22 protein-coding genes are annotated in these 25,727 nt (G+C 37.2%); 11 read left to right on the top strand and 11 right to left on the bottom strand.

Translation table 11 applies throughout. The features are described 5' to 3' along the window. Nucleotides 1–338: 338 nt before the first annotated feature. On the bottom strand, nucleotides 339–869 hold the full coding sequence (locus EZ449_RS01985; RefSeq protein WP_131556272.1) for an AAA family ATPase: 531 nt from the start codon (nucleotides 867–869) through the stop codon (nucleotides 339–341). Nucleotides 870–1,306: 437 nt separating this feature from the next. On the opposite strand from EZ449_RS01985, the gene EZ449_RS01980 reads away from it, so the two are divergent. Together EZ449_RS01980 and carB are read left to right on the top strand one after the other, a co-directional pair. Next, complete coding sequence (locus EZ449_RS01980) at nucleotides 1,307–1,624, top strand: carboxypeptidase regulatory-like domain-containing protein (RefSeq protein WP_131556271.1); 318 nt, start codon at nucleotides 1,307–1,309, stop codon at nucleotides 1,622–1,624. Between the two features lie 211 nt (nucleotides 1,625–1,835). Beyond that, a complete protein-coding gene (gene carB / locus EZ449_RS01975; protein WP_131556270.1) occupies nucleotides 1,836–4,673 on the top strand; it encodes a carbamoyl-phosphate synthase large subunit in 2,838 nt (945 codons plus the stop codon). 180 nt (nucleotides 4,674–4,853) lie between these two features. Here the strand turns inward: carB and EZ449_RS01970 are convergent, their stop codons facing one another. The 3 genes from EZ449_RS01970 to EZ449_RS01960 all read right to left on the bottom strand — a co-directional run bounded on the left by EZ449_RS01970 (nucleotide 4,854) and on the right by EZ449_RS01960 (nucleotide 9,239). After that, entirely contained in the window at nucleotides 4,854–6,161 is a 1,308-nt protein-coding gene (locus EZ449_RS01970; RefSeq protein WP_131556269.1) for a M20/M25/M40 family metallo-hydrolase, read from the bottom strand. 30 nt (nucleotides 6,162–6,191) lie between these two features. Continuing rightward, nucleotides 6,192–8,021 carry a M61 family metallopeptidase gene (locus EZ449_RS01965; RefSeq protein WP_131556268.1) on the bottom strand — a complete coding sequence of 610 codons (1,830 nt, stop codon included), beginning with the start codon at nucleotides 8,019–8,021 and terminating at the stop codon, nucleotides 6,192–6,194. 93 nt (nucleotides 8,022–8,114) lie between these two features. Continuing rightward, nucleotides 8,115–9,239: a DUF4407 domain-containing protein gene (locus EZ449_RS01960; RefSeq protein ID WP_131556267.1), complete on the bottom strand. Its 1,125-nt coding sequence runs from the start codon at nucleotides 9,237–9,239 to the stop codon at nucleotides 8,115–8,117. Between the two features lie 229 nt (nucleotides 9,240–9,468). Here EZ449_RS01960 and EZ449_RS01955 point away from each other — a divergent pair, with 229 nt between their 5' ends. Together EZ449_RS01955 and EZ449_RS01950 are read left to right on the top strand one after the other, a co-directional pair. Continuing rightward, complete coding sequence (locus EZ449_RS01955; RefSeq protein ID WP_131556266.1) at nucleotides 9,469–9,786, top strand: rhodanese-like domain-containing protein; 318 nt, start codon at nucleotides 9,469–9,471, stop codon at nucleotides 9,784–9,786. A gap of 176 nt (nucleotides 9,787–9,962) precedes the next feature. Beyond that, nucleotides 9,963–10,160, top strand: coding sequence for a DUF6358 family protein (locus EZ449_RS01950; protein ID WP_131556265.1), 198 nt, complete (start codon nucleotides 9,963–9,965; stop codon nucleotides 10,158–10,160). Here the strand turns inward: EZ449_RS01950 and EZ449_RS01945 are convergent. Further along, the gene (locus EZ449_RS01945) at nucleotides 10,138–11,169 is read right to left on the bottom strand and encodes a dipeptide epimerase (protein WP_131556465.1); all 1,032 of its coding nucleotides are present in this window, start codon (nucleotides 11,167–11,169) and stop codon (nucleotides 10,138–10,140) included. The two genes, EZ449_RS01950 and EZ449_RS01945, sit on opposite strands and share 23 nt — an antisense overlap. Before the next feature lie 110 nt (nucleotides 11,170–11,279). Between EZ449_RS01945 and EZ449_RS01940 the strand changes: the two genes are divergently transcribed. Together EZ449_RS01940 and EZ449_RS01935 are read left to right on the top strand one after the other, a co-directional pair. Then, nucleotides 11,280–12,416 carry a hypothetical protein gene (locus tag EZ449_RS01940; RefSeq protein WP_131556264.1) on the top strand — a complete coding sequence of 379 codons (1,137 nt, stop codon included), beginning with the start codon at nucleotides 11,280–11,282 and terminating at the stop codon, nucleotides 12,414–12,416. 388 nt (nucleotides 12,417–12,804) lie between these two features. Next, nucleotides 12,805–13,770 carry a hypothetical protein gene (locus EZ449_RS01935; protein ID WP_131556263.1) on the top strand — a complete coding sequence of 322 codons (966 nt, stop codon included), beginning with the start codon at nucleotides 12,805–12,807 and terminating at the stop codon, nucleotides 13,768–13,770. 1 nt (nucleotide 13,771) lies between these two features. Here the strand turns inward: EZ449_RS01935 and EZ449_RS01930 are convergent, their stop codons facing one another. The 3 genes from EZ449_RS01930 to EZ449_RS01920 are packed head-to-tail and all read right to left on the bottom strand — an operon-like array spanning nucleotide 13,772 to nucleotide 16,883. After that, the gene (locus tag EZ449_RS01930; protein ID WP_131556262.1) at nucleotides 13,772–14,386 is read right to left on the bottom strand and encodes a rhomboid family intramembrane serine protease; all 615 of its coding nucleotides are present in this window, start codon (nucleotides 14,384–14,386) and stop codon (nucleotides 13,772–13,774) included. A 4-nt stretch (nucleotides 14,387–14,390) separates the two neighbouring features. Further along, nucleotides 14,391–16,130: a M14 family metallopeptidase gene (locus EZ449_RS01925; protein WP_165499670.1), complete on the bottom strand. Its 1,740-nt coding sequence runs from the start codon at nucleotides 16,128–16,130 to the stop codon at nucleotides 14,391–14,393. A 27-nt stretch (nucleotides 16,131–16,157) separates the two neighbouring features. Then, entirely contained in the window at nucleotides 16,158–16,883 is a 726-nt protein-coding gene (locus EZ449_RS01920; protein WP_131556261.1) for a hypothetical protein, read from the bottom strand. Between the two features lie 59 nt (nucleotides 16,884–16,942). Here EZ449_RS01920 and pepT point away from each other — a divergent pair, with 59 nt between their 5' ends. Then, nucleotides 16,943–18,196: a peptidase T gene (gene pepT, locus EZ449_RS01915; RefSeq protein ID WP_131556260.1), complete on the top strand. Its 1,254-nt coding sequence runs from the start codon at nucleotides 16,943–16,945 to the stop codon at nucleotides 18,194–18,196. Between the two features lie 117 nt (nucleotides 18,197–18,313). Here the strand turns inward: pepT and EZ449_RS01910 are convergent, their stop codons facing one another. Both EZ449_RS01910 and EZ449_RS01905 read right to left on the bottom strand, forming a co-directional pair. After that, nucleotides 18,314–18,718 carry a hypothetical protein gene (locus tag EZ449_RS01910; protein WP_225872199.1) on the bottom strand — a complete coding sequence of 135 codons (405 nt, stop codon included), beginning with the start codon at nucleotides 18,716–18,718 and terminating at the stop codon, nucleotides 18,314–18,316. Continuing rightward, entirely contained in the window at nucleotides 18,718–19,092 is a 375-nt protein-coding gene (locus tag EZ449_RS01905; RefSeq protein WP_131556259.1) for a hypothetical protein, read from the bottom strand. The genes EZ449_RS01910 and EZ449_RS01905 overlap by 1 nt, the downstream gene beginning before the upstream one ends. A 102-nt stretch (nucleotides 19,093–19,194) precedes the next feature. On the opposite strand from EZ449_RS01905, the gene EZ449_RS01900 reads away from it, so the two are divergent. From EZ449_RS01900 to EZ449_RS01890, 3 genes are all read left to right on the top strand, one after another. After that, nucleotides 19,195–20,061: an aldose 1-epimerase family protein gene (locus EZ449_RS01900; RefSeq protein ID WP_131556258.1), complete on the top strand. Its 867-nt coding sequence runs from the start codon at nucleotides 19,195–19,197 to the stop codon at nucleotides 20,059–20,061. Nucleotides 20,062–20,122: 61 nt separating this feature from the next. Beyond that, nucleotides 20,123–20,542, top strand: a complete 420-nt coding sequence (locus EZ449_RS01895; RefSeq protein WP_131556257.1) for a DoxX family protein — start codon at nucleotides 20,123–20,125, stop codon at nucleotides 20,540–20,542. 208 nt (nucleotides 20,543–20,750) lie between these two features. Beyond that, nucleotides 20,751–22,979 (top strand): glycoside hydrolase family 2 protein, encoded by a 2,229-nt coding sequence (locus EZ449_RS01890; protein ID WP_131556256.1) that lies wholly within the window; start codon nucleotides 20,751–20,753, stop codon nucleotides 22,977–22,979. A 796-nt stretch (nucleotides 22,980–23,775) separates the two neighbouring features. Here the strand turns inward: EZ449_RS01890 and EZ449_RS01885 are convergent. Continuing rightward, nucleotides 23,776–24,306, bottom strand: a complete 531-nt coding sequence (locus tag EZ449_RS01885; RefSeq protein WP_131556255.1) for an OmpA family protein — start codon at nucleotides 24,304–24,306, stop codon at nucleotides 23,776–23,778. 404 nt (nucleotides 24,307–24,710) lie between these two features. On the opposite strand from EZ449_RS01885, the gene EZ449_RS01880 reads away from it, so the two are divergent. Beyond that, on the top strand, nucleotides 24,711–25,712 hold the full coding sequence (locus tag EZ449_RS01880; protein WP_131556254.1) for a 2-hydroxyacid dehydrogenase: 1,002 nt from the start codon (nucleotides 24,711–24,713) through the stop codon (nucleotides 25,710–25,712). The last annotated feature ends 15 nt before the right edge of the window (nucleotides 25,713–25,727 follow it).

The raw sequence follows: 25,727 nt of genomic DNA, 5'->3' as shown, positions 1-25,727 counted from the left end.
AGAAAATAATTTATCAATACAATACAAAAGTTTAATGATTGATCTTTTAAATGAAATGCTTTGAAAATTAACGGAGGTTTTTCATTGGAAACAGCAGTCCCACTTTCCGCTGTAGCGCCGAAGAAATCTGTGCAACATGCAAGCATACCTAGAAAAACAAATACAGATGCTTAAATCGGCGGCTGCCGCTCCAATTGGGTTTATAAACGCAAAATAGTGCTACTACATAAGCCACCTAAACCCGACCAAAGCGAGATGCTCCCCGATTTTTTTTCGGGAGCAGAAGCGGGGGCGGGAACAAATTTTTCCTATCAACTACTGCTATTGCTTTCCAAATATTATAAATCCAAAAACTGATCAATCACCTCAATAGCATTTTGAATCCTAAGCTCACCCAAGCCACCAATTACTTTGTAGTTTGCATCTAGGGCTTTCAATTCCTTATGCCAAACTTCCATAAAATATTCTCTATGATTAGGGAAATCGCGGAGTGGATCATCTTGCCAAGGCAAATCAATATCCATTAAGAGATAAAGATCGTACGGCCTTTTTGGCAAGGCATCTAAAACAAGCTGAGGCGTTTCTCCCAGCATTTCATCGCTCCAGATTTTAACGGTAACAAATGTGGTATCGCAAATAATAAAATCGCTTTCGGTGGTAACCAAAATCGCATCTTCCAGAGCAACTTGACCATAATACATGTTTACCTCATCTTGTAAAGTATATGGAGAGGTGAGGTTTTCGCAATAATAGCGGGCGTATTCTGGCACCCAAGAAACCTTATAATATTTTGCAAGAAACTGCGACATGGTTGATTTGCCTGTACTTTCTGGTCCGACGATGGCAATTTTTTTAATTGTTTTGTTCACGATATTTTTCTACGATGGAGCCAAATGTAAAAGAAAAACCCCTTAAAAGAAAAAATCCGGTCGAGGAGGGCTCCTCTGACCGGATAATAAACCAAACAAACTATTTATGAAGAAATCCTCATGGCGGGTAACTAATCCGCGGAGGAAGCTTTAGATCTTTTTCTAAAGTATATACAAAACGCATATATGTTCTGCTTATTACAACATTATTGCCAATATATGCATCATCACAACTTCGTGACTTAAACCTGACCTCCTAAGGCAGATTATACAAATAATTTTAACAGAAATTAACATTTCTAATCAAATTTTAATGCAATTGTGTAAATCCATGTACATATTACTGTACGATTTGTTTTTTCAGTGTTCGTTTTTTAAAACTAATCGACCTAAATGGTGTTATTTGTAGATCATTTAGAAAATCTAATATCACTGATATGAAAAGGATATGTGTTATATTATCGCTACTAATCGTTTTTGGATTAGGATCGATAGCCTTTACAAATGCAAAGTTGGGTGGCATTATGGGCAGAATTACACCTGCTGATGCATCGTCATCCGTGTCACTTGTTGCTGGAACAGATACTTTAAAGGCAGAGATCGTTCAGGGAGCTTTTACATTCACCAACCTAAAAGAGGGTGTTTATACCGTTTTCATAAAAGCCAACGCACCCTATAAAGATGCTGTAATAGAAAAAGTTGCAGTAAAAGATAGTGCAACTACAGATTTAGGAGAAGTTAAACTGGCGCAATAAAAATAATTACATATCTAGCAGATAAAAGAGGGCTCAAAAGGCCCTCTTTTTTATTTTAAAAAATTAATCTTAAAACCGTACGAAAACTCTATCTTTGCATCCCGACAGAACAGTTGGGATTTTTCTTCTTACAAGCACAAAATCTCGTTGCTTTCAGGGTTTATAAAACGACCTAAACTTTAGAATTTTAATTATTGTATTAAGCTTTATCATGCCTAAAGACACTTCCATACGCTCAGTACTAATTATCGGATCAGGCCCAATTATTATTGGCCAAGCCTGCGAATTTGATTATTCTGGTTCACAAGCGGCCCTATCTTTAAAAGAAGAGGGAATTACCGTTTCAATTATCAACTCTAATCCGGCTACAATTATGACGGATAAAGTAATCGGCGACCATGTTTATCTTCGTCCGCTATCTGTTGATTCAATCGAGGTTATTTTACAGGAGCACATCGACTCTCCAGACTTACCTAAAATTGATGCTGTATTGCCAACAATGGGTGGCCAAACCGCATTAAATCTGTGTGTAGAAGCTTCAGAACGAGGTGTTTGGGAAAAATATGGTGTTAAAGTTATTGGTGTTGATGTAGCGGCTATCGAAAAAACCGAAAACCGTGAAGCTTTCCGCCAATTAATGGTTGATATAGGTGTAGGTGTAGCGCCATCTAAAATAGCCAATTCATTTTTAGAAGGTAAGGAAGCTGCGCAAGAAATCGGCTATCCATTGGTAATTCGTCCATCTTACACCTTAGGTGGTTCTGGTGGTGGCTTCGTACACAAAAAAGAAGAATTCGATGCCGCACTTAAACGCGGTTTAGAGGCTTCTCCAACTCACGAAGTTTTGGTAGAACAAGCCGTTTTAGGTTGGAAAGAATATGAATTGGAGTTGTTAAGAGATAGTAACGATAATGTAATTATCATTTGCTCTATCGAAAACTTCGATCCAATGGGTATCCATACTGGAGACTCCATTACAGTTGCTCCGGCAATGACTTTATCTGATCGCTGTTATCAAGACATGCGTAACCAGGCGATTAAAATGATGCGTGCCATCGGAACTTTTGCTGGTGGTTGTAACGTTCAGTTCTCGGTTAATCCTGCCAATGACGACATTATCGCCATCGAAATCAATCCACGTGTTTCGCGTTCATCAGCGTTAGCAAGTAAGGCAACCGGTTATCCGATTGCTAAAATCGCAGCTAAATTAGCTATCGGTTACAATTTAGATGAAATCGAGAATCAAATCACTAAAACAACATCAGCATATTTCGAGCCTACTTTAGATTACGTTATTGTTAAAATCCCTCGTTGGAATTTCGATAAGTTTAAAGGTGCTAACAAAGAACTAGGTTTACAAATGAAATCTGTTGGGGAGGTAATGGCGATTGGTCGTACCTTCATCGAGGCTTTGCAAAAAGCTTGTCAGAGTTTAGAAATTGGGCGTGCAGGTTTAGGTGCCGATGGCCGTCAAAACCGCAACATCAACGAAATTATGGATGGTCTGGAGCATGCTTCATGGAACCGTCTGTTCTTAATAAAAGATGCCATGACAATGGGGGTGCCTTTGGAATCTATCCGTAAGGTTACTAAAATTGATAAATGGTTCTTAAATCAAATTCAAGAGCTTGTTGCTTTAGAAATTGAATTAAAAAGATATTCATTAAATAATATTCCTCAGGATTTCTTTTTTACCTTGAAACAAAAAGGTTTCTCTGATATTCAGATTGCTTGGTTGCTAGGAAACGTTACTGAAGATGAAGTTTACGACCGTCGTAAAGCTTTAGGAATTAACAGAGTTTATAAAATGGTAGATACTTGCGCTGCGGAGTTCCCTGCGCAAACTCCATATTACTATTCTTCTTTCGATGAAGAAAACGAATCTGTTTCTTCAGACCGTAAAAAAGTTATCGTTTTAGGTTCAGGTCCAAACCGTATTGGTCAGGGTATTGAGTTCGATTATTCTTGCGTACACGGTTTGTTGGCTGCTAAAGAATCGGGTTTTGAAGCCATTATGGTTAACTGTAACCCTGAAACGGTTTCTACCGATTTTAACATGGCTGATAAGTTATACTTCGAGCCGGTTTTCTGGGAACATGTTCGCGAAATCATTGAATTGGAAAAACCTGTTGGCGTTATCGTTCAGTTAGGGGGACAAACAGCTTTGAAAATGGCTGAGAAACTAACTGAAATCGGTGTTAAAATTATCGGAACATCTTTCGAGAATATGGATATCGCCGAAGATCGCGGTCGTTTCTCTGATTTGTTAAAAGAATTAGAAATCCCTTATCCAAAATACGGTGTTGCAGAAAATGCAGAAGAAGCAATTGTTGTAGCAAACGAAGTGGGTTACCCAGTTTTGGTTCGTCCGAGTTACGTGTTAGGCGGACAAGGAATGAGCATCGTAATTAACGATGAAGATTTAGAAAAAGCAGTAGTAAAATTATTGGGCGATTTGCCAGGCAACCGTGTATTGATCGATCACTTTTTAGATAGAGCGGAAGAAGCAGAATCAGATTCGATTTCTGACGGTGACGATGTTCACATTGTCGGTATGATGGAGCACATTGAACCTGCAGGAATTCACTCAGGAGATTCATTCGCAGTTTTACCAACGTTCAGTTTGCCAGAATCGGTAACGAAATCGATGGAAGAATATTCGATCAAAATTGCAAAAGCTTTAAATGTTATTGGTTTATTGAATATTCAGTTTGCCATTAAAGACGAGAAAGTTTATGTAATCGAAGCAAATCCAAGAGCTTCACGTACGGTTCCATTCATCGCAAAAGCTTATGATGTTCCTTACATTAACATTGCAGCGAAGATTATGTTAGGTGTAGCGAAATTGAAAGATTTCACTATAGAACGTAAGCTGCAAGGTTATGCCATTAAAGAACCAGTTTTCTCTTACGAGAAATTCCCTGAGGTGACGAAAGAATTAGGTCCGGAAATGAAATCTACAGGTGAAGCGATCCGTTTCATTAAAGATTTGGAGGATCCATACTTCCGCAAACTTTACAAAGATAAATCGATGTATTTGAGTAAGTAAATTTAACTTACAAAGTTTTTATAATAGCAATGGCCAGTGATTTCACTGGCCATTTTTTTTGTTGTAGTTTCATTAGTGTTTTCGTCACCCTGAATTTATTTCAGGGTCTTAAAAATAGCAGGAAAGGTGCTGAAATGAATTCAGCATGACGATTGCGTTAAAACCTGCTAGGTTTATTTACTACTTCTTCAACTTCGGAATCCTTGTTGGTGTATCTGTTCCTTTAACAATAGTCGTTGCACTTTTAGCAATCGCCTTAATGGTTGATAAAATGTTTTCTACATCCAATGAACTATATTCATCTTTCACGGTGTGGTATAATTTATCAATATCGATTTTATCGGTACTAATGGTGTGTGCTGGAACGCCTAAAGCAGCTAAAGTTGCATTATCACTTCTGTAAAATAGGTTTTGATCTGGATAAGGATCTGGGTGGAAAGTAAATTCTGTTCCTGCTAGGTTTTTCTGTAGAATCTTTCCAAAATCAGATCTTTCATAACCGGTAATAAAGGCTGTGTTTTTACCAAATTTAGAATCCTTGCCAATCATTTCAATGTTGAACATGGCAACCACATCATCAGGATTTAATTTCTCGGAGAAATATTTAGCACCGAAACCACCAATTTCTTCAGCAGTAAAGGCAACGAAAATTAAGGTGCGTTCGTTATTCTTTTGAGCTTTGTAATATTTGGCTAAGGCAATCATAGCCGTTGTTCCCGATGCATCATCGTCAGCACCATTTGCAATGCTGTCGCCATCTACGCTTTTTAGAACGCCTAAATGATCATAGTGACCTGAGAAAACCACTAACTCTTTAGCTTTAGATTTCCCAGGAATCATCCCAGCAACATTAAATAAAGGCATTTTATCAACCTTACTTTTAAATGTAGCCGAAAAATCTGTTGCTGCATCTTTACCTAAAACAAAAACCTGAACAGCGCTTACTCCTGCTTTAAGATCTTTTTCATCAACCGTTGTAGGTTTGCTAAAATAACCTCTGTAACGGTTAAATAAATCAGCAAATTTAGCATCAACCAAAACGATTTGATTTTTATCGGCACCCATCATGGCCCTAAGTTGCGGCACAAAAGCTTTGTCAGGATCTAGCTTTACTACGGTTGTATTGGCCTTATCTAAAGTGATATTTTCGGTTTTAAGACCAGCGATAATCAAGTTTTCTGGTGCAATATCCTGCCCATCAATCTTTACGGACGAAGTTTGGTTGGTTACTTGGTATTTATTAAATGTTTGGCGAAAGGTTTTTTCACCAGTTAAAGGTTTCAAACCAATTTTCTTAAACTCAGATTCGATGAACGTTGCCGCCTTATCAATGCCGGGCGTAAAAGTTGCACGGCCTTGCATATCATCGGCACTTAAAGTTTTAATTAAGTGGTCGGTGTATTCTCTGGTGATAATTTTATCGATATTTTGTGCATTCAGCTGCAAACTTGCCATACCGACAAGTGTAAATAGAAGTGTCTTCTTCATGGTATTAGGTTATGCTATGTTTAATTTTAATTATTTTTTTACTTGCGAGTTTAACCAATTATCTCTAAAAGTTTGCATTGCTGGCGTTAAAGTTTCACCAGTTTTTTCGATTGAAACGAGTTCTAAATTAGGATTCTCGGCTAGTGTTAATTTTGTGTTTTTTTGTTCTCCACGATAAAGATAGGTGATCGAAATTACCTCGCCAGGTTTATGCGCATCGATGACATTATTTATCGAAGCCAAATCTTTTACTTCCTTACCATCAACCGTTAAAATTACATCGTCAATATCTAAACCTGCTTGGTATGCCGGTGAACCAGTTAAAGTTTGCGGTAAAGTCACTTTACCATCGATAGCAGTAAGGCGTCCGAAGCCAGAGTATGCTTTTCCAGGATTTGCTTTACGCAGCACCAAACCAGCATTTAAAAGCAATTTAGCATAATCGTTTTTCTCTGTTCCGTAGATATATCGCTTAAAAAAATCTTTAGCAAAAGCTGGATTCTTAGTGAGTTCGCCCAAGGTTTTCTCTAAATCGGGAACGGTGTAAGCAATTTCTGGTTTTCCGTAGGCTTTCCATAATGCCCGCATGTAATCATCTAGCGTAAGTTTAAACTCCGAACGTAAACGAAGATCCAAAGCCAAAGCCGTTGCTGCGCCATACGTGTAATAGGAAAGGAAAATATTGCTTTTATTCGTTTGATCGATTGCTACTCCAGCATCAGCAAAAACAGCATATCTACTGGCAGAAATTGGAGAAAAGTTTTTGGCTCCTGGGGAATTTAATACCGCATTTGCAATTCCATTAAATGTCTCTATTGCGTTGTCAACCGTTTTTAAACCAGATCTTGTCAGTAAAAGTGAGCCATAATATTGTGTAAAACCCTCGGCTAACCAAAGTTCATCACTGATGTTTGAATGCTCGAAATTGAAGGGCTCCAATGTTTTTGGTCTTAAGCGTTCTACATTCCAGCTGTGGAAATACTCGTGAGAAAATGTGCCTAACAAATTGGCTTCATAACCCTCAATTTTTGGGGTACGCTGAACAATCGAGGTAGAGTTTCTATGTTCCATTCCGTCACCAGCATTATCTGGATAAACATCTTCCAGAAAATAGTAATTGCCGTAATCGTATGTTGGAAATTCACCCCAAACAGCCAAATGTTCATCAACCATTTTTTTAAGCATTTCTGCATAATTATCTATGGCAAGCTGCGTATCGTTCGAATGTGAAATTAAATGAATAGTTTGCATTTTACCATCGGTATTTTTAACCTGCCAGCTAGCCGTTTTATAATCTGCAATTTCTGTAGGACTATCCATAAAATATTGAAGATTGGCCGCATAGTAAGTGTCTTTGCCCATTGGCTTTAACTGTGTTGCCACTTTCCAATTCTGTTTATCAGCATATTTGAACTGCACTAAACGTGGGCGAGCATCCATCCCAACAGGGAAAGCAAAAGTTGCTGGGATATTCATGTGGGCATGCGTTTCATCGAAGCCTGCATAAGTTCCATCTATCCAACTTCCGAATAAGGTGTACGTAATTTTAACCGCATTTCCATGTGATGGAATTTCATAAACATCACCTGCAGGCTGCTTGATGAGCAATGATTTTCCGTTCGAATCAAAGGCTTTTAAGTTGTAAACGTTCTTGCCGAATTCGTGTGTGGCATATCTCCCAGGGGAAGAACGACTCATGCGAACCATAAGCGAGCCCGCTGGAACATTTGGGATTTCCATCGTAATTTCTGCCTCATGATGCACTGCATTTGGGAAAGAAACGGTATAACTAATTTCGTTTTGAGCAAAAGCGTAAAGCGATAGCACACTAAATAAAGCGGTGCCTAAAAATTTCTTCATAATTTGGATTTGATGGTTGTAAAATACGAAAAAATGGAAGATGTATGATGTAATATGGTTGATGGATTGTCGCTAGATTGTCCCCATATCCATCTATTCTTGATCCCAATTGTATTTTTCCAAATCGCGATAAGCTTTTCCCTTTATAATTTCTTTCTGCTTCGAAGATTCTGAATCCACTCGGGTTTCATGAATATTATCTGCTACCTCCATGTGAAAATCCTTATCTTTCTTCGATTGATAAACGGAAACTTCATCACCATCAGCGATAGCGAAATCATAAGGACCACGGGCGCTCATGAGTTTAACAAAAACAGGCAAACATTCGAAGAAGATGAACAGTAAACCAATAAATGTAACTGCTGTGGCGGTATTGCTATCTTTAGTTCCATCTACATTAAATTTAAGCTGCCCTAAAGCCCAATTCCGATCTGCGAAACCAGCAATATCAGCTAAACTATCAAGCTGCTTTTTGGTATAGAGTTTCTCTGTAAATAAGCCATCGAAAGCTTTGCGTTTATCTACAAAAGCTTCAGATTTATTGATTTTGGCCTTTAAAGAATCAAGCTCGGTTTCGCGTTGCTTTATTTCTGCTTCTTTACGTTTTGCATACGGCCCATAGCCCATTACACCAGATGTTTCTGTGGTTTTATTACCAAAGATCTCAAAGTTCAGTTTTTGTCTATCAGCTTTAATTCCTTTCTCTAAGGAATCTCGAGTGGCTTTCTGTAAATTCAACCTTCCAAATTCTACCTGATATTTATTCTCGAAAGCTTTATTTAAGGTGTCAATTTTCGATCGTTGTCCGTTCAGGTAACTTACTTTCAATCGCTCCTTAATTTCCTTGTCGAATATTTTTAATTCAATTGGTCTGGAGATCACCATACCAATCATAATAGCCAACAGAATACGAGGCGTTGCCTGTAAAAGTTGTTTATTTGTACTTGCGCTTTTATTAATACTGGATACGATGTACCTATCCATATTGAAAATGGCAGCACCCCATAAAAAGCCAAAAACAACGGCAAAAATAGCCGCTAAATCATCCCCTTTAAAAACGAAGTACATGGCATAACCGCCAGAAAGTGCGGCAAATAAACCGGTAAAGAAGATGGTGGCGCCAATGCCTGTATATTTATTTTGCTCTGAGGGATACTTTTCCAGTGTCGGGATGTGTGCACCAGAACAAAACCAAAAAAAACGGTTCAGTTTGTCCATTTGTAATATTTATATTTAAACGCCTAAGGCTATGATATGTTACAGAATTAGCTAAAATAAATAGGACATTCTTTTGATGCTTAAAGTAAAATCGATTTGCTTATATTTCCGCTATAAAAGTTGTCTCTAAACGGCAGAGGAGAGATCGATAATTTGCTTTTTTATTTCAGGCAATTATAATTGCTTAACTAAGCAACTTTATCTAAGTTTGTACAAATACACTAATAAGATGAAAGAAATATCGGTACAAGAACTAAAAGCGAAAATCGATAACAAAGAAGATTTTCAGTTAATTGATGTTCGCGAAACATTCGAATATGAGGTTTCTAACCTTGAAGGAGAAAACATCCCTTTGGGTGGGATTTTAATTGAGGCTGATAAAGTTGCTCAAGATAAGCCTGTAATTATTCAATGCCGCAGCGGAAAAAGAAGTGCTGCTGCCGTAATGCAGTTAGAGGCGCAATATGGTTACGAAAACCTATACAATTTAAAAGGTGGGATTTTAGCTTGGCAAGAAGCATTTGATCCGAATATGCCGGTATATTAAAATAACCAATTATCAAATTCCAATTATCAAACTTTGCAGAAGCAAATCTTTGAATATTTTCTCTCTTACAAGGTTTGATAATTGGTTTGTTGATTTATCATTCATCCGTTTGATAATTGAGTATTATTGATTGATCATTTATCAAAAGTTTAATTTACACGACAAATCTTTTAATTTTGGGCAAAAAATTCGCACTAAATATTTTCTATAATTTAGCCATTATCCTTTCCGTTTGTGGAATTGTTTGGTGTTACAACAACAGTAAATATCTTCCTGCTGGCTTTCTTGTTGGTACTGCTGCTTGCTTATTTTATTTCAAGTATCAGCTCACCAAAGACATCAGAAAATCTTTTAAGGAAAAAGATCCGAAGTAATGCCTTTCAAACCTAAGCCAGGTAAATCTTTCAAAATATACTTCCCATTTTCAAAAGCTGGATCTTTAAAAGGGTTATTCTTGGTTAGCCACGGTCCGTCTAAATCGGCCCAATTGCAAAGTGGCGCTAAAGCAGCAGCAGCTAAGGTTGCACAACTTGTTTCGCTCATGCAACCGATCAAAACTTTCATTCCAAATGAATGGGCTTTCAAAATCATCTGATGACTTTCGTACATTCCGCAGCTTTTCATCAACTTCACATTGATGCCGTGATAAGCACCTTTCAATTGATCCATATCCGCTAAACGTTGTACCGCTTCGTCAGCCAACAAAGGAATCGGACTTCTTTCCGTAAGCCAAGCATTTCCATCTAAATTGTGCTTATCCATAGGCTGCTCGATTAAAACCACGCCTTGATTATGCAGCCAATAAATTAAATCGATGGCTTTGATTTTATCCGTCCAACCTTGGTTTGCATCAACATAAAGCGGTACATCAGTCATGCTGCGGATGGTTTCAATAATTTCCTGATCGTTATCTCTACCAAGCTTAACCTTTATGACTTTAAAATTCTCCGCGTCTTTTAGTTTTTCTCTAATTACTTCAGGCGTATCTATCCCAATAGTATAAGAAGTAACAGGCATTTTCGCAAGATCGGCACCATAGATTTCGTAACACGGCTTGCCTAAAACCTTACCTTGAATATCGTTCAGAGCAATATCAATAGCTGCTTTTATGGCTGGCTGACCTGGAGCTAGGCTATCCAAATAGGCGATAATCTCTTCAAAATTAAATGGATACCGAATTTTATCCCAATCAATAAGTTTTAAAAAAGCATTTGCACTTTCGTAGCTTTCGCCCATATAGGGCACCATCGAAGCCTCTCCATAGCCAATAAAATCTTCATACTGGATTCTTAAAAGCACTAATGGCGTACTGGTTCGGGTAAATTTCGAGATAGAAAAAGGGTGTTTTAATTCTAATTCAAATGGCTTGCAACTTATTTTCATCATCAATCGTCTTCTTAATAAATAGGGTAATTATCGCCTTACAAATCTAGTGATCGGATGAATAAAAACATTTGCTATATTCATCCAATGACTACTAAATGCGCTGCTTTATGAAAAATATTTCAAGATTACGGTATTTTATTTATTTATCCTTAATAATTATTGGAGGATGTACCACAGGAAAAAAAGCCTTGCAAAAAGGAGATTACGATGCATCGGTTGCTAAAGCTGTAAGTCGGTTGCAAAACTCGCCAAAAAACAGTGAGGCGATGCAGGTTTTAAAAACTGCTTATGATTTAGCCCTGCAAGATCATTTAAGAAAAATTAATGAGGCAAAACTTTCTAACGATTTATACAGATGGGAATCGATTATGTACGATTACCAAAAAATTAATCAACTCGCCGACGATATAAATAGTTGCCCTGCTTGTTTGGTTTTAGTGCCAACGCCATCGAAATATATACAAGAAGTAGCAGACAGTAAATTAAATGCTGCTGCCGCGAGGTATAATTCTGGACTAGGTTATCTGCAAACAAATGATCGCCAATCGGCTAAAAAAGCATACTACGAATTTGAGAAAGCGCAAAATTTGCAGCCGAATTATAAAGATGTAAAAGCCAAAATGGATGATGCTTATTGGGCTGCAGTGACCCGAGTTGTGGTGCAGCCGATTATTTTAAACGGTGGTCCGTATAAATTAAGTGCAGATTATTTTCAACAACAAATCGATCAATTTATTAGCAGCTACTCGAGAAATAAGTTTGTTATTTTCTATGGTGAAGAGCAAGCTACTAATCAAAAAATTATTCCAGATCAAGTCTTAAGTTTAAATTTTGATGATTTTATGGTTGGCCAAACTTACGTTAAGGAACGCATTGAAAAGTTAAAACGCGATAGTGTAGTAATTGGCGAAACCAGAGAAAGAAAACCAGTTTATGGAACCGTTAAAGCAACATTAAGTGTTTTTGAAAAAACCATTTCATCATCAGGCTTATTGGATATGAGTATTATGGATTGGCAAAGCAAGAAAGTTGTGCGCCAGCAAAAATTTCCGGGCACTTATGTTTGGAGAGATAGTTGGGCAAGTTATAAAGGCGATGATCGGGCATTAAGCAATAATCAATTGGCCATGACAAGAAGAAAAGAAGTATTACCGCCTCCACCAAGTGCCTTGTTTTTGGAGTTTACAAAACCTATTTATAATCAACTTGTAGATGATATTGGTTACTATTACAATAGTTTTTAGGGCATGCATAATTTTCCCGCAGATTGTCTTTAACTGTTCGGTGTTTCACCAAACAGCGAAGCATAAACATTGGTCTGTGTCCTCACAGACCAAAATAAAAATCAATCACCTTGGTTGGTGGCTCACCAACCAACTTTAACATCACTAATTGTACTTCACAAACCAAACTATATTGCTCTTGTGATGCAGTAGCCCAGTATTACCTTAACTAGTCGGTGTGTCACCGACCATGGAGCAGAAATGCAGATCGATGCAGATATTAAAAATCCCCTTAAATCTGCGAGCCTTTTCGGCGAAATCTGCAGAAAAAACCTACCTGTTGTAATCCCAACGTTAAAATAAACTTAACCAGCAAGGGCATCAAAATATATTAGCTAATATTGCAGCAATGAATACCGGCTTATACAACCCTTTCCAAAAATTCGATTTTTTATATAAAACTTGCTTTTTAAGTGGGAATACTTTTAACTCTCCGTTATTGCAGGTTCCGTTAATTCCGAAATGGTTAATGGAACAAGTAGGTTTAACTGGCGAAGAGCAGATTCAATTTCTGGATGAAAGTATCCGCTCTTACAATACATTAGTTATACCCGTTAACAGCGAGGTAAATGAACAATTTATAAATCCTTTGGAAGAAAAAATTGAAGCCGCTTTCGCTAAAGGTTACGATGCTGTTTCTGCTTTACCAGAATTGGATATTTTCAATTGGGTAGGGAAGTTTTTATATGGGTTCGTTTATGCAGAAATGCATTCTGCTTTGCGACAAGAAATGACCGCTGATGGTTTAAATATGTCTCAATCGTTAATGATGAAGTTTGGAAACCTAAATTTCATGATGCAGAACTTGTACACCAGTTTAGCGTTTGAGGATTTCACCCCTTGGTCGATCACCGTTGTTAAGCTCGAAAATGAGGAAACACCTTTTAGTTTTCGCGATGAAATTAACACCTTAACCTTCTCTTTGAAGATGAAAGATTTTGGAATTATTGCTTGCCTGCAAGACAGTGGAACCAATAAACGTTATCATCAAGATATTATTAATGAGGTAAAAGGAAAAGCATTAACTGCCGTACAATTTGAAGAATTGACAGCCCGTTTTTATTATTCTGCTTATCTTTTTAATCGCTTGCCAGAATATACTTTTATGCCAGTTGAGGGCACAATTTATATCGAGGCAATGCCTTTACGTGGAAATATGACCAAGCCTTTGTTCGATGTTTGGCAACATAAAATTTATGCTCAGGTGCTAGAAAACTTCTGGAAGCCTTGGGGCTATGTTAAATTTGAGATCATTAAAGATCCCGAAAACCCAATGAGTTTCTTTGAAAATCCTTGCTTACCGAATGCGGGATAAATTATTTTCCACCTGTTAAGGCGGTAATAAAGTTCTGTATAATTCCAGGAACGAAAATGATGGTGAAAATAAGGCCAGTTAAAGCGCCAAAAAAGTGTGCATCATGATTAATTCCATCTCTCGAGTTTCTGGAGGCATAGGCGCAATATATCAAATATAGGAAGCCAAAAACCACTGCTGGTATTCCAATTGGAATGAACATAATATACAGTTTCGACATCGGATTAAAAAGTATATAGCTAAATAGCACTGCACTTATAGCCCCCGAAGCACCTAAACTGTTGTAGTTAAAATTGTCTTTGTGTTTAAATATGGTTGGCAAATCGCTTAAAATTAAAGCTAAGAAATATAAAAGTCCAAACTGCCAACTTCCTATTAATTGCTCTAGCGTAAATGCAAAAGCGACGAATGTAAACATGTTAAAAAACAAATGCATCCAATCTTTATGAATTAAGCCGCTTGTAATTACCGTCCAAACTTTATGACCTTTCGAAACCGTGTATGGATGCAGCATAAACTTTCCATACAGTGTATTATCATAAAAAGCATACAAGCTTGTAATGATGGTAAAAACAAAAATAAGTGACGCAATGGGTGCGATATTGAAGTATTCCATTTGGTTATTTTAAATCAAGCTTTACATCTGTTACCAAACGTGCCACTGGATATCTATTGTGTGTTTTTTCGTAATAATCAGAATTTTTATAGACAAAATCAAGTTGTGCCGCTCCATTCTTTGCGAATTCCGCATCAGCAGACTTTCTAGCTTCCAATTTAGCTTTCAGTTCTGGATTATTCTTCAGCAATTCTGTTGCGGTATCCTCAAAAATATAAGCGGAGTAATGTTCCTTTTGATCTAAGATCGAATCAAAAAAGTTCCAATTGAAATATGAATCTGTTGCTTGCGGCTCTAGGGTTTCTATGATATAACGATTTGTTTTTTGGTTGGCGTAAACCACATAATCGCCAGCATAATATTGTAGGGTTTGTGCAACAGGATTAACCTTAACGCCCGAATGCAAATAATGTCCTTCGTAAGGTCTTGTCGCCGTTTTTAAATCGCTGATGTTATAACTTTCTACTGCAATTTTTACATCATTTTTAAGTGATTCGATTTTAACGTTATTCAATTTAAGTAAGGCAATTACTTTATCCCAAGCCTTTGGAATAATGTAAGCTATTGGCTTTTGAATGCTAATCGCTGGCTCAAATTTATTCCATTCTTTAATGGTTTTGGTGAAAGGTTTTGTTCGATCGTAATATAAACGATCGGTACCACTTACTTCACTCGGTTTTTGTCCGGCTTCAAATCCCTTAAAGGTTAAATCATTTACTTCCGATTTATTCAATTTCCAATCTAAAGGGAAATCTTTTTGTGCGGCTACAAATTCATCCGCTTTGCGTTTATTTTCACCAATAATTTTTGCATCACGTTCTACAATATCAATGTAGGTTTTTAGCAATTTATAGGTAGCATCTACACGTAAATCGTAAGATTTTAACATGTGCGTTTCTGGCATAAAACCAATTGTATTGTGCAATGTGGTGTAACCTGTAGAGTATCGTGGCGATTCGATAAAACCCGTAATTCCAGTTTCTGGTGTTTCTCCGATAGAATTTACATAAGGAATCATTAGATAACCTTTTTTATCCATTGCAGCATATAAGTCTGGCACCAATGTTTTGGTTAAATATCCTGATAAGATTGTATTCAGCTTATCTTTTTGAGTCGGAATGAGTGTCATCACATATTGATAATCCGCTCCATTACTGGTGTGTGTATCTACAAAAATCTCGGGCTGCCAAGTATTAAAAATCAATTGAAAGGCAGCAGAATTTTTCGAATCGGTTTTGATGAAATCACGATTAAGATCTAAATTCTTGCTGTTTCCTCGAAAGCCATAAGCAGTTGGCCCGTTTTGATTTGCCCTCGAAGTTGAACTACGGTTAAAACTGCCATCAATATTGTAAACCGGAATAATACAAATCACCACATCTTTAGGTAGTTTGTCGGTTTTAAGAAGGTCGCGAGCGAGCATCATCGAAGCATCAATCCCCTCTGGTTCGCCAGGGTGAATGCCGTTGTTAAACAATAAGATTCTTTTATTTGATTTCCGTATCGCAATGGGATCAAAAATTTTATCGTTTGATAAAACCAATAGGTGTAAGGGCTTTCCAAAATCGGTAGAGCCATAAGTTAACAGTTTAGATTTTGGGTAACTTTTTGCTAATGATTCATAATAAGAGATTGCCGCAGTATAGGTTGTGGTTTCGGTTTTACCACTAATTTCGTATAGTGTTTCTTGGGCCACAGCATTTATAGAGGCGTACATAAAGCAAAACATGAAAAATTTTCTCATGCTGTAAATATAATAAATGTACTAGGTTTAAAGCGTTTTACGGTAAGCTTTAATTGTACCAAACATATACCTAAAACCTATGGTGTAAGCATTGAAAATATCTGGAGAAAAATTTTCAAATTTGTTGCTAGGATCATCATAACCATCTAAACCCTCCCCAAAAGTGTAGTTTGCCGCTGCGTTGATATTTATAACATATCGTTGATAACCGTATCCATCGGTAATGAAATAATTAAAGCCTACGTTAATTGGAACATGAAGATTTACACTTTTATCTTTCCCAGGAAAAGTATAGCCAGGATCGTTAGACCAGCTAGGTCTTTGTCTTACAATATCTGTAACATTATTATTGATTGCACCCAAACCAACACCCAAATACAAACCTCTAATATTGTATAGAAACTCGCTTCTATCGTAGTTTACAAATTCGCCGAGCATTAACTTAGCATTTAAGGTAAAGCTGGTATATTTTGTTACGAATTGTCTATTATAACGATCAGTAACGATATCTCCACCTTGAACCATACCATATTGCCCCTCTACACCAAGAGTTACAAACGGGGTAAGGTTATAATCCAAAACGCCATAAGCCGTATAACCAACGCCGCCTTCGTAAACATCGGTATAGGATTTATTTATACCCCCACCAAAACCATAAGAATATTTAAAATAGTTAGATTGCGCAAAAGAAAAACTGGTTACGAAAATGAAGAGAACGGTGAGGAAATGAGTTTTCGGACGGTTTAAAATCATATCGTTTTTTTACAAAAATAATATGTTTATTCAATATCTGTAACATTTACCTATGAAATATGAGCAATTACACCAATTTTAACAAAACATTGGCACAAAGATTTATCAAATATGCCATGATTGATACCCAATCAGACCCCAGTTCGCTGACTTGTCCATCAACTTTAAAGCAAAAAAATCTAGGTAGTGTATTGGTACAGGAATTAATAGAAATTGGCATTTCTGATGCTGAAATGGATGAAAATGGATATGTATATGGAACAGTTCCCTCTAATTCAGATAAAAAATTGCCTATAATTTTCTTTTGCTCGCACATGGATACCTCGCCAGATTGTAGCGGCGAAAATGTGAAGCCGATTATTCATGACAATTATCAAGGATTGGATATTATTCTGCCAGATGATAACAAAATCGTGCTAAAATTGTCTGATCACGAAGACTTAAAGCATCAAATTGGCAACGATATTATCACCGCTAGCGGCGCTACTTTATTGGGTGCAGATAACAAGGCTGGACTTGCAGAAATTATGGAAGCCGTTAGTTTTTTAATGGAAAATCCGGAGGTAAAACATGGCACAATAAAAGTGTTATTTACGCCTGATGAAGAAATTGGTAGAGGTGTAGATAAAGCTGATTTAAAAAAGCTTGGTGCCGATTTTGGATACACGGTAGATGGTGAAACATTAGGATCTATCGAGGATGAAACGTTTTCTGCCGATGGCGCCATTTTGATTATTCATGGTGTAAGCACACACCCAGGCTTTGCAAAGGGGAAAATGGAAAGTGCTATAAAAATTATTTCAGAGGTGATTGATACACTACCAAAAGATAATCTCACACCAGAAACTACGCATCAAAAGGAAGGGTTTATTCATCCTGTGAGTATTGCCGGTCAGGTTGAGCAAGCAGAGGCACAGTTCATTATTCGGGATTTTACCGATGAAAAGTTAGCTGAACACGGCTTGCTTTTAACGAAAACCGTTGAGGAAGTGATGTTGAAATATCCAAAATCTGCATACGAACTGAAGATAACACCACAATATAGAAATATGAAACAGGTTTTGGATCAGCACCCAAAAATTGTTCAGTACGGAATCGAGGCAATTGAAAGGACTGGAGTCGTGGCAAAACAACAAAGTATCCGCGGTGGAACTGATGGTTCTAGATTATCGTTTATGGGCTTGCCTTGTCCGAATATATATGCCGGCGAACATGCTTTCCACAGCAAACAAGAATGGGTAAGTGTGCAGGATATGGAAAAAGCCGTGCAAACGATTATCAATATTGCCTGTATTTGGGAGGAAAGAGGGTAGAGTAGTTGGGGGTTTGGGGTTAAGAGTTTAGAGTTTTCCTTACCAAGTTCTAAAAAAAGGAAACTTAGGAATAAGAATGTTCCCAAAACTCCTTACTCAAAACTTTTAACTTCCAACTTAATAAGAGGCCGGTCCAATATCCAACCTAATAATCTTCCCTTCTTTTCCAATCTGAAATTTAAAGAAAGTTGTAAAATCTCCCCATTGGTCGGAGTGGAAATTGCCATAAACATCCAATCCGTTATTTTCTACTTTGTCGATACTGGTAAAACGTTCATGACCGAGTGCCTTTTTAAAGAAATTATTAAACTGCATTTGGTTTCCGTCATCATAAAGTTTAACATCCGCCGAAAATAAAGGAAACCAAGCCTTTTCATCCCCTTTTTGTAAAGCGGCAATTGCAGCTTTTACCTTTGCATTCGATAGTTTGGTAAGATCAAGAGGCATAGATTTTTTAATTTGATTTTGAGCAAAAGTAACATGTGTTACACATAAAAGGAAACCAATTAGAAAATGTTTCATTAGCCTACATTTTTTGCCAGTGGATGTTGTAAATAAATAATCACAAGTGATAGTAATAGGAAAGGCAACTCAATTGCAACGCCTTTCAAGCGCTCAGCAGATGATACCGAAGTTTCATTTAAGTGAAAACAAATGATTAACAAAATACCTGCTGCGGTAATAAAATTGCCCCACATAAATGTTTGCGGTATTAAAACCAGAATGGCACCAATAATGGTAAAAGCACCAATAATCATTAATCCATTTTTGCCAACATTCCATTTAGCAAACATTTCAACCATTAAGGGTTTGCCGGAAACCATTGCCCATCCCTGTTTTAGCCCCATGTAAAGTGCTACAAGAATTAATACCGAACTCAAAATTTTTACTACCATAAATCTAGTTTTTTATTTTAACGAAGTTTGATAGGGAGGATCAATCAAATTTAATAAAAAAGATGTTTCTTAAGCACATCTAATTTGTTAATTTAGCTGGTAATGATAACTCTCGAAAACGACTATATAAAAGTGAGCCTGGCGGCTAAAGGAGCAGAGCTACAAGGCTTATTTAGTAAAGAAACCGGCATAGAATATTTATGGGATGCCAATCCCAAATTTTGGGCAAAACACAGTCCCGTTTTATTTCCAATTGTGGGCTCACTAAAAAATGATAGCTTTAACTATAAGGGAAAAAACTACGCCTTGCCTCGCCATGGATTCGCCCGCGACCATGTTTTTAATTTTGACAAAATTAGTGGAACTGAAGCTGTTTTCACTTTAACACAAAGTGATGATACCTTAAAGTTGTATCCATTTTATTTTGAGTTGAGACTGAAATATCAACTGATTGATCGGAAGCTCAATTTAACTTACGAAGTAGTTAATACTGGAACAGAAGAAATGTATTTTTCTATTGGCGCTCATCCTGCTTTTGCTGTTCCAAATACGCCAAATACAAAATACGAGGATTATTACCTTGCCTTTAATGCCGATGAGAAATTAACTTACTGGAAGTTAGAAGATGGGTTGGTAGCAGACGATACAGCAAACATTGAGCTTGGCGGACATAAGCTAAACTTAACACACGATCTCTTTTACAACGATGCCTTAGTCTTTAAAACTATCCAAAGTAACTGCATAAGCTTATTGAATACAAAAAATGATTACGGTTTACATTTTCATTTTGAGGATTTTCCATTCTTCGGAATCTGGGCTGCAACCAATGCGCCATTTGTTTGCCTAGAACCTTGGTGTGGCGTTGCCGATGGCGTTAACCACGACCAGGATTTAGAACATAAAGAGGGAATTATCAAGATTGCTGCTGGCGAAAATTGGGAACGCTATTTGGAAGTAGAGTGTTTTTAATTCTTATTTAAACTTAACTTATTAAACTTCAACATAGTGTACTAAGCCCTATAAATAGTCCATGAAACATATTCCTCAGTTATTTCTTCGCTTGGCGCTGGGCATTGGTTTTATATTACCAGTGTTGGATCGATTTGGTTGGCTTGGTGCACCAGGATCAGAAAATGTGGGTTGGGGAAGTTGGCCGATATTTGTTGATTATACCAACAGCTTAATGCCTTATCTTAACAGAAGTACAACAAATATTATGGCAATTTTAGCCACCGCTGGCGAAGTCATTTTTGCAATTCTCTTATTAATTGGTTACAAAATAAGATTGGCTGCCATTGGAAGTTTTTTTCTTACACTCATCTTTGCCCTAAGCATGTTATTCTTTGCAGGTTACAGAGCACCATTTAATTACTCAGTTTTTGTAGTCAGTGCATCAAGCTTATTGTTGGCAACCATATCTGAATATAAATGGTCAATCGATAAGGATTAATCTTAATGGCTTTCTGTATCAATTTATTTACAATAGGTACGGCCATCGTAAAATTGCTTTTTAATTGTCATTACGACAATTAAAAGCGATCTCTTAAAAAACTTCTCCATCAAATTACAATCAAAATCTTCGTTTCCTGTTTACTAAATCGATTTTTTATTCTTATAATCGCATTAACAAACACATGAGTAACCAAATAAAATAAGTTATGAAACTCAGAAATCTTCTCTTTCTGGCTTTTGCTGTAAGTCCGGTATTTTTATCTGCACAGCAATGGCAACCCAAAAAAGCAATTTTAATGAGCAAGTTCGCTAAGGATGTAAAACCCGAAAGCGTATTGCCCGAATATCCAAGACCACAACTGGTTAGGGAGAAATGGTTAAACCTAAATGGAGTTTGGCAATTCCAGCCCGCTACAAGTAAAATTGAATCGCTACCGACTGGAAATTTAGCGAGGACTATCCTTGTTCCTTTCGCTGTAGAATCTGCACTATCTGGCGTAATGGAGCATCATGAGAGCATTTGGTATCGTCGTAAATTTAATGTTCCAACAAACTGGAAAGGACAAGATATCTTATTGCATTTTGGTGCTGTAGATTACGAAGCTGAGGTTTTTGTAAACGGCAAAAGCTTGGGTATTCATACTGGCGGATACGATCCTTTCAGCTATAACATTTCCACAGCTATAAAGGGTGCTGGAGAACAGGATATTGCAGTTCGTGTATACGATCCAACAGATAAAGGTGGTTTTCCACGTGGAAAACAAACCCTAAATCCACAAGGAATTATGTACACTTCAGTTACTGGCATTTGGCAAACTGTTTGGTTAGAGCCAGTTCCTAAAACGAACATTAGCAACATTAAGATCGTTCCTGATATCGATAAATCTGTAGTCAAGTTAATTGTGAGCACTGCTGGTAATTCTGCTGCAGATGTTGAGATTAAGGTAAAAGATGGAACTAAGCTGGTGCAAACCAAAATCGGCAAATCGAATACAGAGATTATTGTTCCTGTAAGCAATGCAAAACTTTGGTCGCCAGACAGTCCATTTCTTTACGACCTAACCATTACATTAAAAAAGGGAGCGCAAAACCTCGATGCCGTTTCTAGTTATTTTGGAATGAGGAAAATTTCCATTGCCGAGGAAGGTGGCTTTAAAAAAATGTTCCTGAATAATAAATTTCTCTTCCAAATCGGCCCGTTGGATCAAGGCTTTTGGCCAGATGGTGGCTATACTGCACCAACAGATGAGGCTTTGAAATACGATTTAGAAATGACGAAGAAATTTGGCTTCAACATGGTTAGAAAACACATTAAGGTAGAGCCTTATAGGTGGTATTATTGGGCAGACAAGCTAGGTTTAATGGTTTGGCAGGATATGCCATCGCCAAATTCGTACACCGAGCATGTACCTCCAATAAATAAGCCCGCATTTAAATCAGAGTTAACCAGAGTGATCGAAACACATTGGAATTCTCCAAGCATTATCAGTTGGGTAATTTTTAACGAAGGGCAGGCACAACACAACACTGCAGAATACGTAGACCAGGTTCGCAATTTAGATCCAACTCGATTAATTAACCAAGGAAGTGGTTGGGAACATTTTGGTGTTGGAGATGTGCTGGATATCCACAGCTACCCACCACCTGCAGTTCCAACAAGTAAGGTACAAACTTTAGCTTGTGGAGAATATGGCGGTATTGGTTATATTATACCCGGCCACACCTGGAAAACGGGACCAACTTACATCATGATTGATAATGAAAAAGATTACACTAAGTTATATGATGATTTTGCAACTGATCTCGCTATTTTTAAAACTAACAAAGGTTTAAGTGCTGCGGTTTACACCGAAATAACCGATGTTGAGGTTGAACTTAACGGATTAATCACTTACGATAGAGAAGTGATTAAAGGTGCGGTTGAGAAAATCAGGGCATCAAACGAAAAATCTATTAAAACCAATATTTTCATTAAAGACGTTTTGCCATCATCGCAAACAGAGGCTAAAACCTGGAAGTATACCTTTGATCAGCCAGCAACAGAATGGATGAACAGCAAATTTAATGATGCGGCTTGGAAATCTGGTCAGGCTGGATTTGGTACTAAGGCAACACCAGGTGCCAATGTAAAAACGGTGTGGAACACTGATAATATTTGGATGCGCCGAGAATTTAGCCTAGGCGATTTGAAAGGTATTAATCGAGAGGATTTGGTGCTTTACATTCATCATGATGAAGATGCCGAAGTTTACATCAACGGGATTAAGGCAGCTACAATACCAAATTATACCTCCAATTATTCTATGGTAAAAATGAGTAAGGAAGCACAAAATGCGCTAATCGCAAACGGTAAAAATGTTATTGCTATCCACTGTACTCAAAAACAGGGTGGCCAATATATCGATGCTGGTATTGCCGTTGTAGAGAAAAAATAAGTTTATCAAAGAATGCAAACGGGAAACCTTTAAAAGGTTGTCCGTTTGTATCTTGCATCTAAAAATGAATACTCATTAGATACAATTGCATAAGTAAAGTAGATACACAAGCAGGGTATTTTTACCTTTTACTTTGAATATGAGCGACTTAACGTTACATTTATCTCGTTAAAATTAAATCTACGGGACGATTTAGATTAAAACTCTAAAGCCTTTCATTTATGAAAGGCTTTTTTTATAAGAAAACACGTCCAAAATGAACGTGTTCCTTAAATTAAATCTAAATATCGGGACGATGTTGAGATGTCAATTAAATGTTTGCTTAAACCCTAGTACAAATATCAGAAAGATTTTCATTTAGTATCTGTTCAGTTTATTCATCAACCGTAAGCCATTTTCCTTGAACCAAATTCACTCTCAAACATGCCGCTCTTAACCACGATTATTAATACGGTTGCATTTATCTGCAAATTGACATGGGTTCGTGAGATTTCTAACAGTAAATACTTCAGCAAAAAAATTAATGATATCGATTTTCGAATATTCCCAATTTGTTTAAAATAAATACAAACAATAATTTAACCACTGCGTTTATGATATAGTTTGTTTGGTTTAGTTTTATCGGTGGATACTTATAAGACATTCAATATAGCCTCATAGAGATATGGGGCTTTCTCGTTTTTAACACTTTTTGGCTTGATTGAAATTGATAACAGCTTCTACGATACATATACTAAAACAACAAAAGCCAGCAATATTGCTGGCTTTTGTTGTAATATATTAAGAAACTAGCTTTCTAATTCTGCACTTTAATCTCCGTTCTTCTATTCATTACACGCCCTTCTTCGCTATCATTACTGGTTATTGGTTCTTTTTCACCATGCCCAACAATAGTAAAGTTTGCCGCATTAATGCCAGCATTAACAAAATAAGATTTAACGGCGTTGGCACGATCGACAGATAAAGATAAGTTATGCTCTGGAGTTCCTTCTGCAGAAGAATGGCCATTGAGTATAAACTTCGTATTTGGTGCTTTCTTCATTTCTGCTACAGCTTGATCCAAGATAGCGAATGAGGATGTTTTTAATACAAAAGAATTAAACTCAAACTGAATATTATCAAGATTAAAATTAGGCTTTTCTGCTGGGGCCGGTTTTTCTGGCTCCTTTTCTGGTACAGGCTCAGGCTTTTTCTCTTCCACAGGTTTAGGTTTAGAAACTGGTGCAGGGTCTGGCTTAGTAACCAACTTCTTTGCTTTGCAAGAATACATGGCTAAAGTTGATGCCGCAATTAGCCCCGTAAGGAAGAAGTTTTTAGTAATGTTCATTTTAAATGGTTTTAGGTTTAACTGTGTGTTTTATCCAAACATACAATTTTATGATTATAGCTATAACGAAAATTTTCAAAAGAACTTATGTAAGTTGCCCTTTCAGATTCAGAACTTTATACATAAACGCTATGAAAGTCCATTCAAATGGCATTTCAGAAAGCAACATGATTGTAGAAGATTTGGAAATGAAAGCAAGTAATCTTTCGCTTGCAGCAGTCCTGCTAACGTTTCAAATCCTCGCCGCAATGAAAAATTGCAGCTGTGGGTTTTACACTTATATCAGGTTTAAGAACATAGGTATTGTGCAATGTAGCAAAAGGCAGATACTTAAAAATCAAGTCCAAAGGGTATAAAAAACAAGATCAAAAGCTATCTAATTTTTATTGCGTATTTTTAGCACAATGAAGATCTTGTTTTTCTCTGCAAAACCCTACGACCGCGAATTTTTCGAAAACTGTAATTTAGATTATAGCCACGAGCTAGAATTTTGGGAAACACATTTGGGCCCTCACATCGTTGATGCGATTAAGCCCAATACCGATGCAGTTTGTGTTTTTGTAAACGATAAGCTCAATGCTGCCGTTATCGAAACCCTAGCCAATAAAGGTGTTCGGGTAATTGCGTTGAGGTGCGCTGGTTTTAACAATGTAGATTTAGAGGCGGCAAAGAAATTTGGAATCAGGGTTTGCCGTGTTCCAGCTTATTCACCGCAAGCTGTTGCAGAACATGCCGTGGCGATGTTGCTTACCTTAAATCGCAAAACACATAAGGCCTACAACCGTGTAAGGGAACAAAATTTTTCGCTTAACGGGTTGATGGGCTTCAACCTTTTTGGTAAAACCGTTGGTGTAATTGGAACTGGAAAAATTGGCGCTGCCTTTTGCAAGATTATGCTAGGCTTCGGCTGCACAATCGTCGCCTTTGATCCTTTTGAAAATGATACATTAAAGTCGATAGGCGTAAATTTCATGCCATTTCACGAAGTAATAAAACATGCAGACATCGTATCTATTCACTGTCCGCTTACCGCAGAAAACCACCACCTAATTAATACCAACAGCCTTTCTGCAATGAAAAAAGGTGTAACGCTAATCAACACCAGTCGCGGCGGACTTGTGAATACGCAAGACATTATAGTGGCCCTAAAAAATGGGCAGGTTGCAGCACTTGGCATTGATGTTTACGAGCAGGAGGAAAAGTTATTTTTCAAGGATTTGTCTGGCAGTATAATGGGCGATGATGATATCCAACTCTTAATCAGTTTTCCTAATGTATTGGTTACTGGTCACCAAGCCTTTTTTACCAAGGAGGCATTAACCGAAATTGCAGAAAAAACACTCGAAAACGTTTCCTTGCTCTTAAAGAATGAAAGTATTGATGATGTTTCTAGAATACTTGTTTAATCAACCATTAATTAA

The sequence above is a fragment of the Pedobacter frigidisoli genome, from assembly GCF_004331675.1.
Lineage (GTDB): Bacteria > Bacteroidota > Bacteroidia > Sphingobacteriales > Sphingobacteriaceae > Pedobacter > Pedobacter frigidisoli.
Note: the sequence above shows the minus strand (reverse complement) of the source record. Positions and strands in the feature narration are given on the sequence as shown.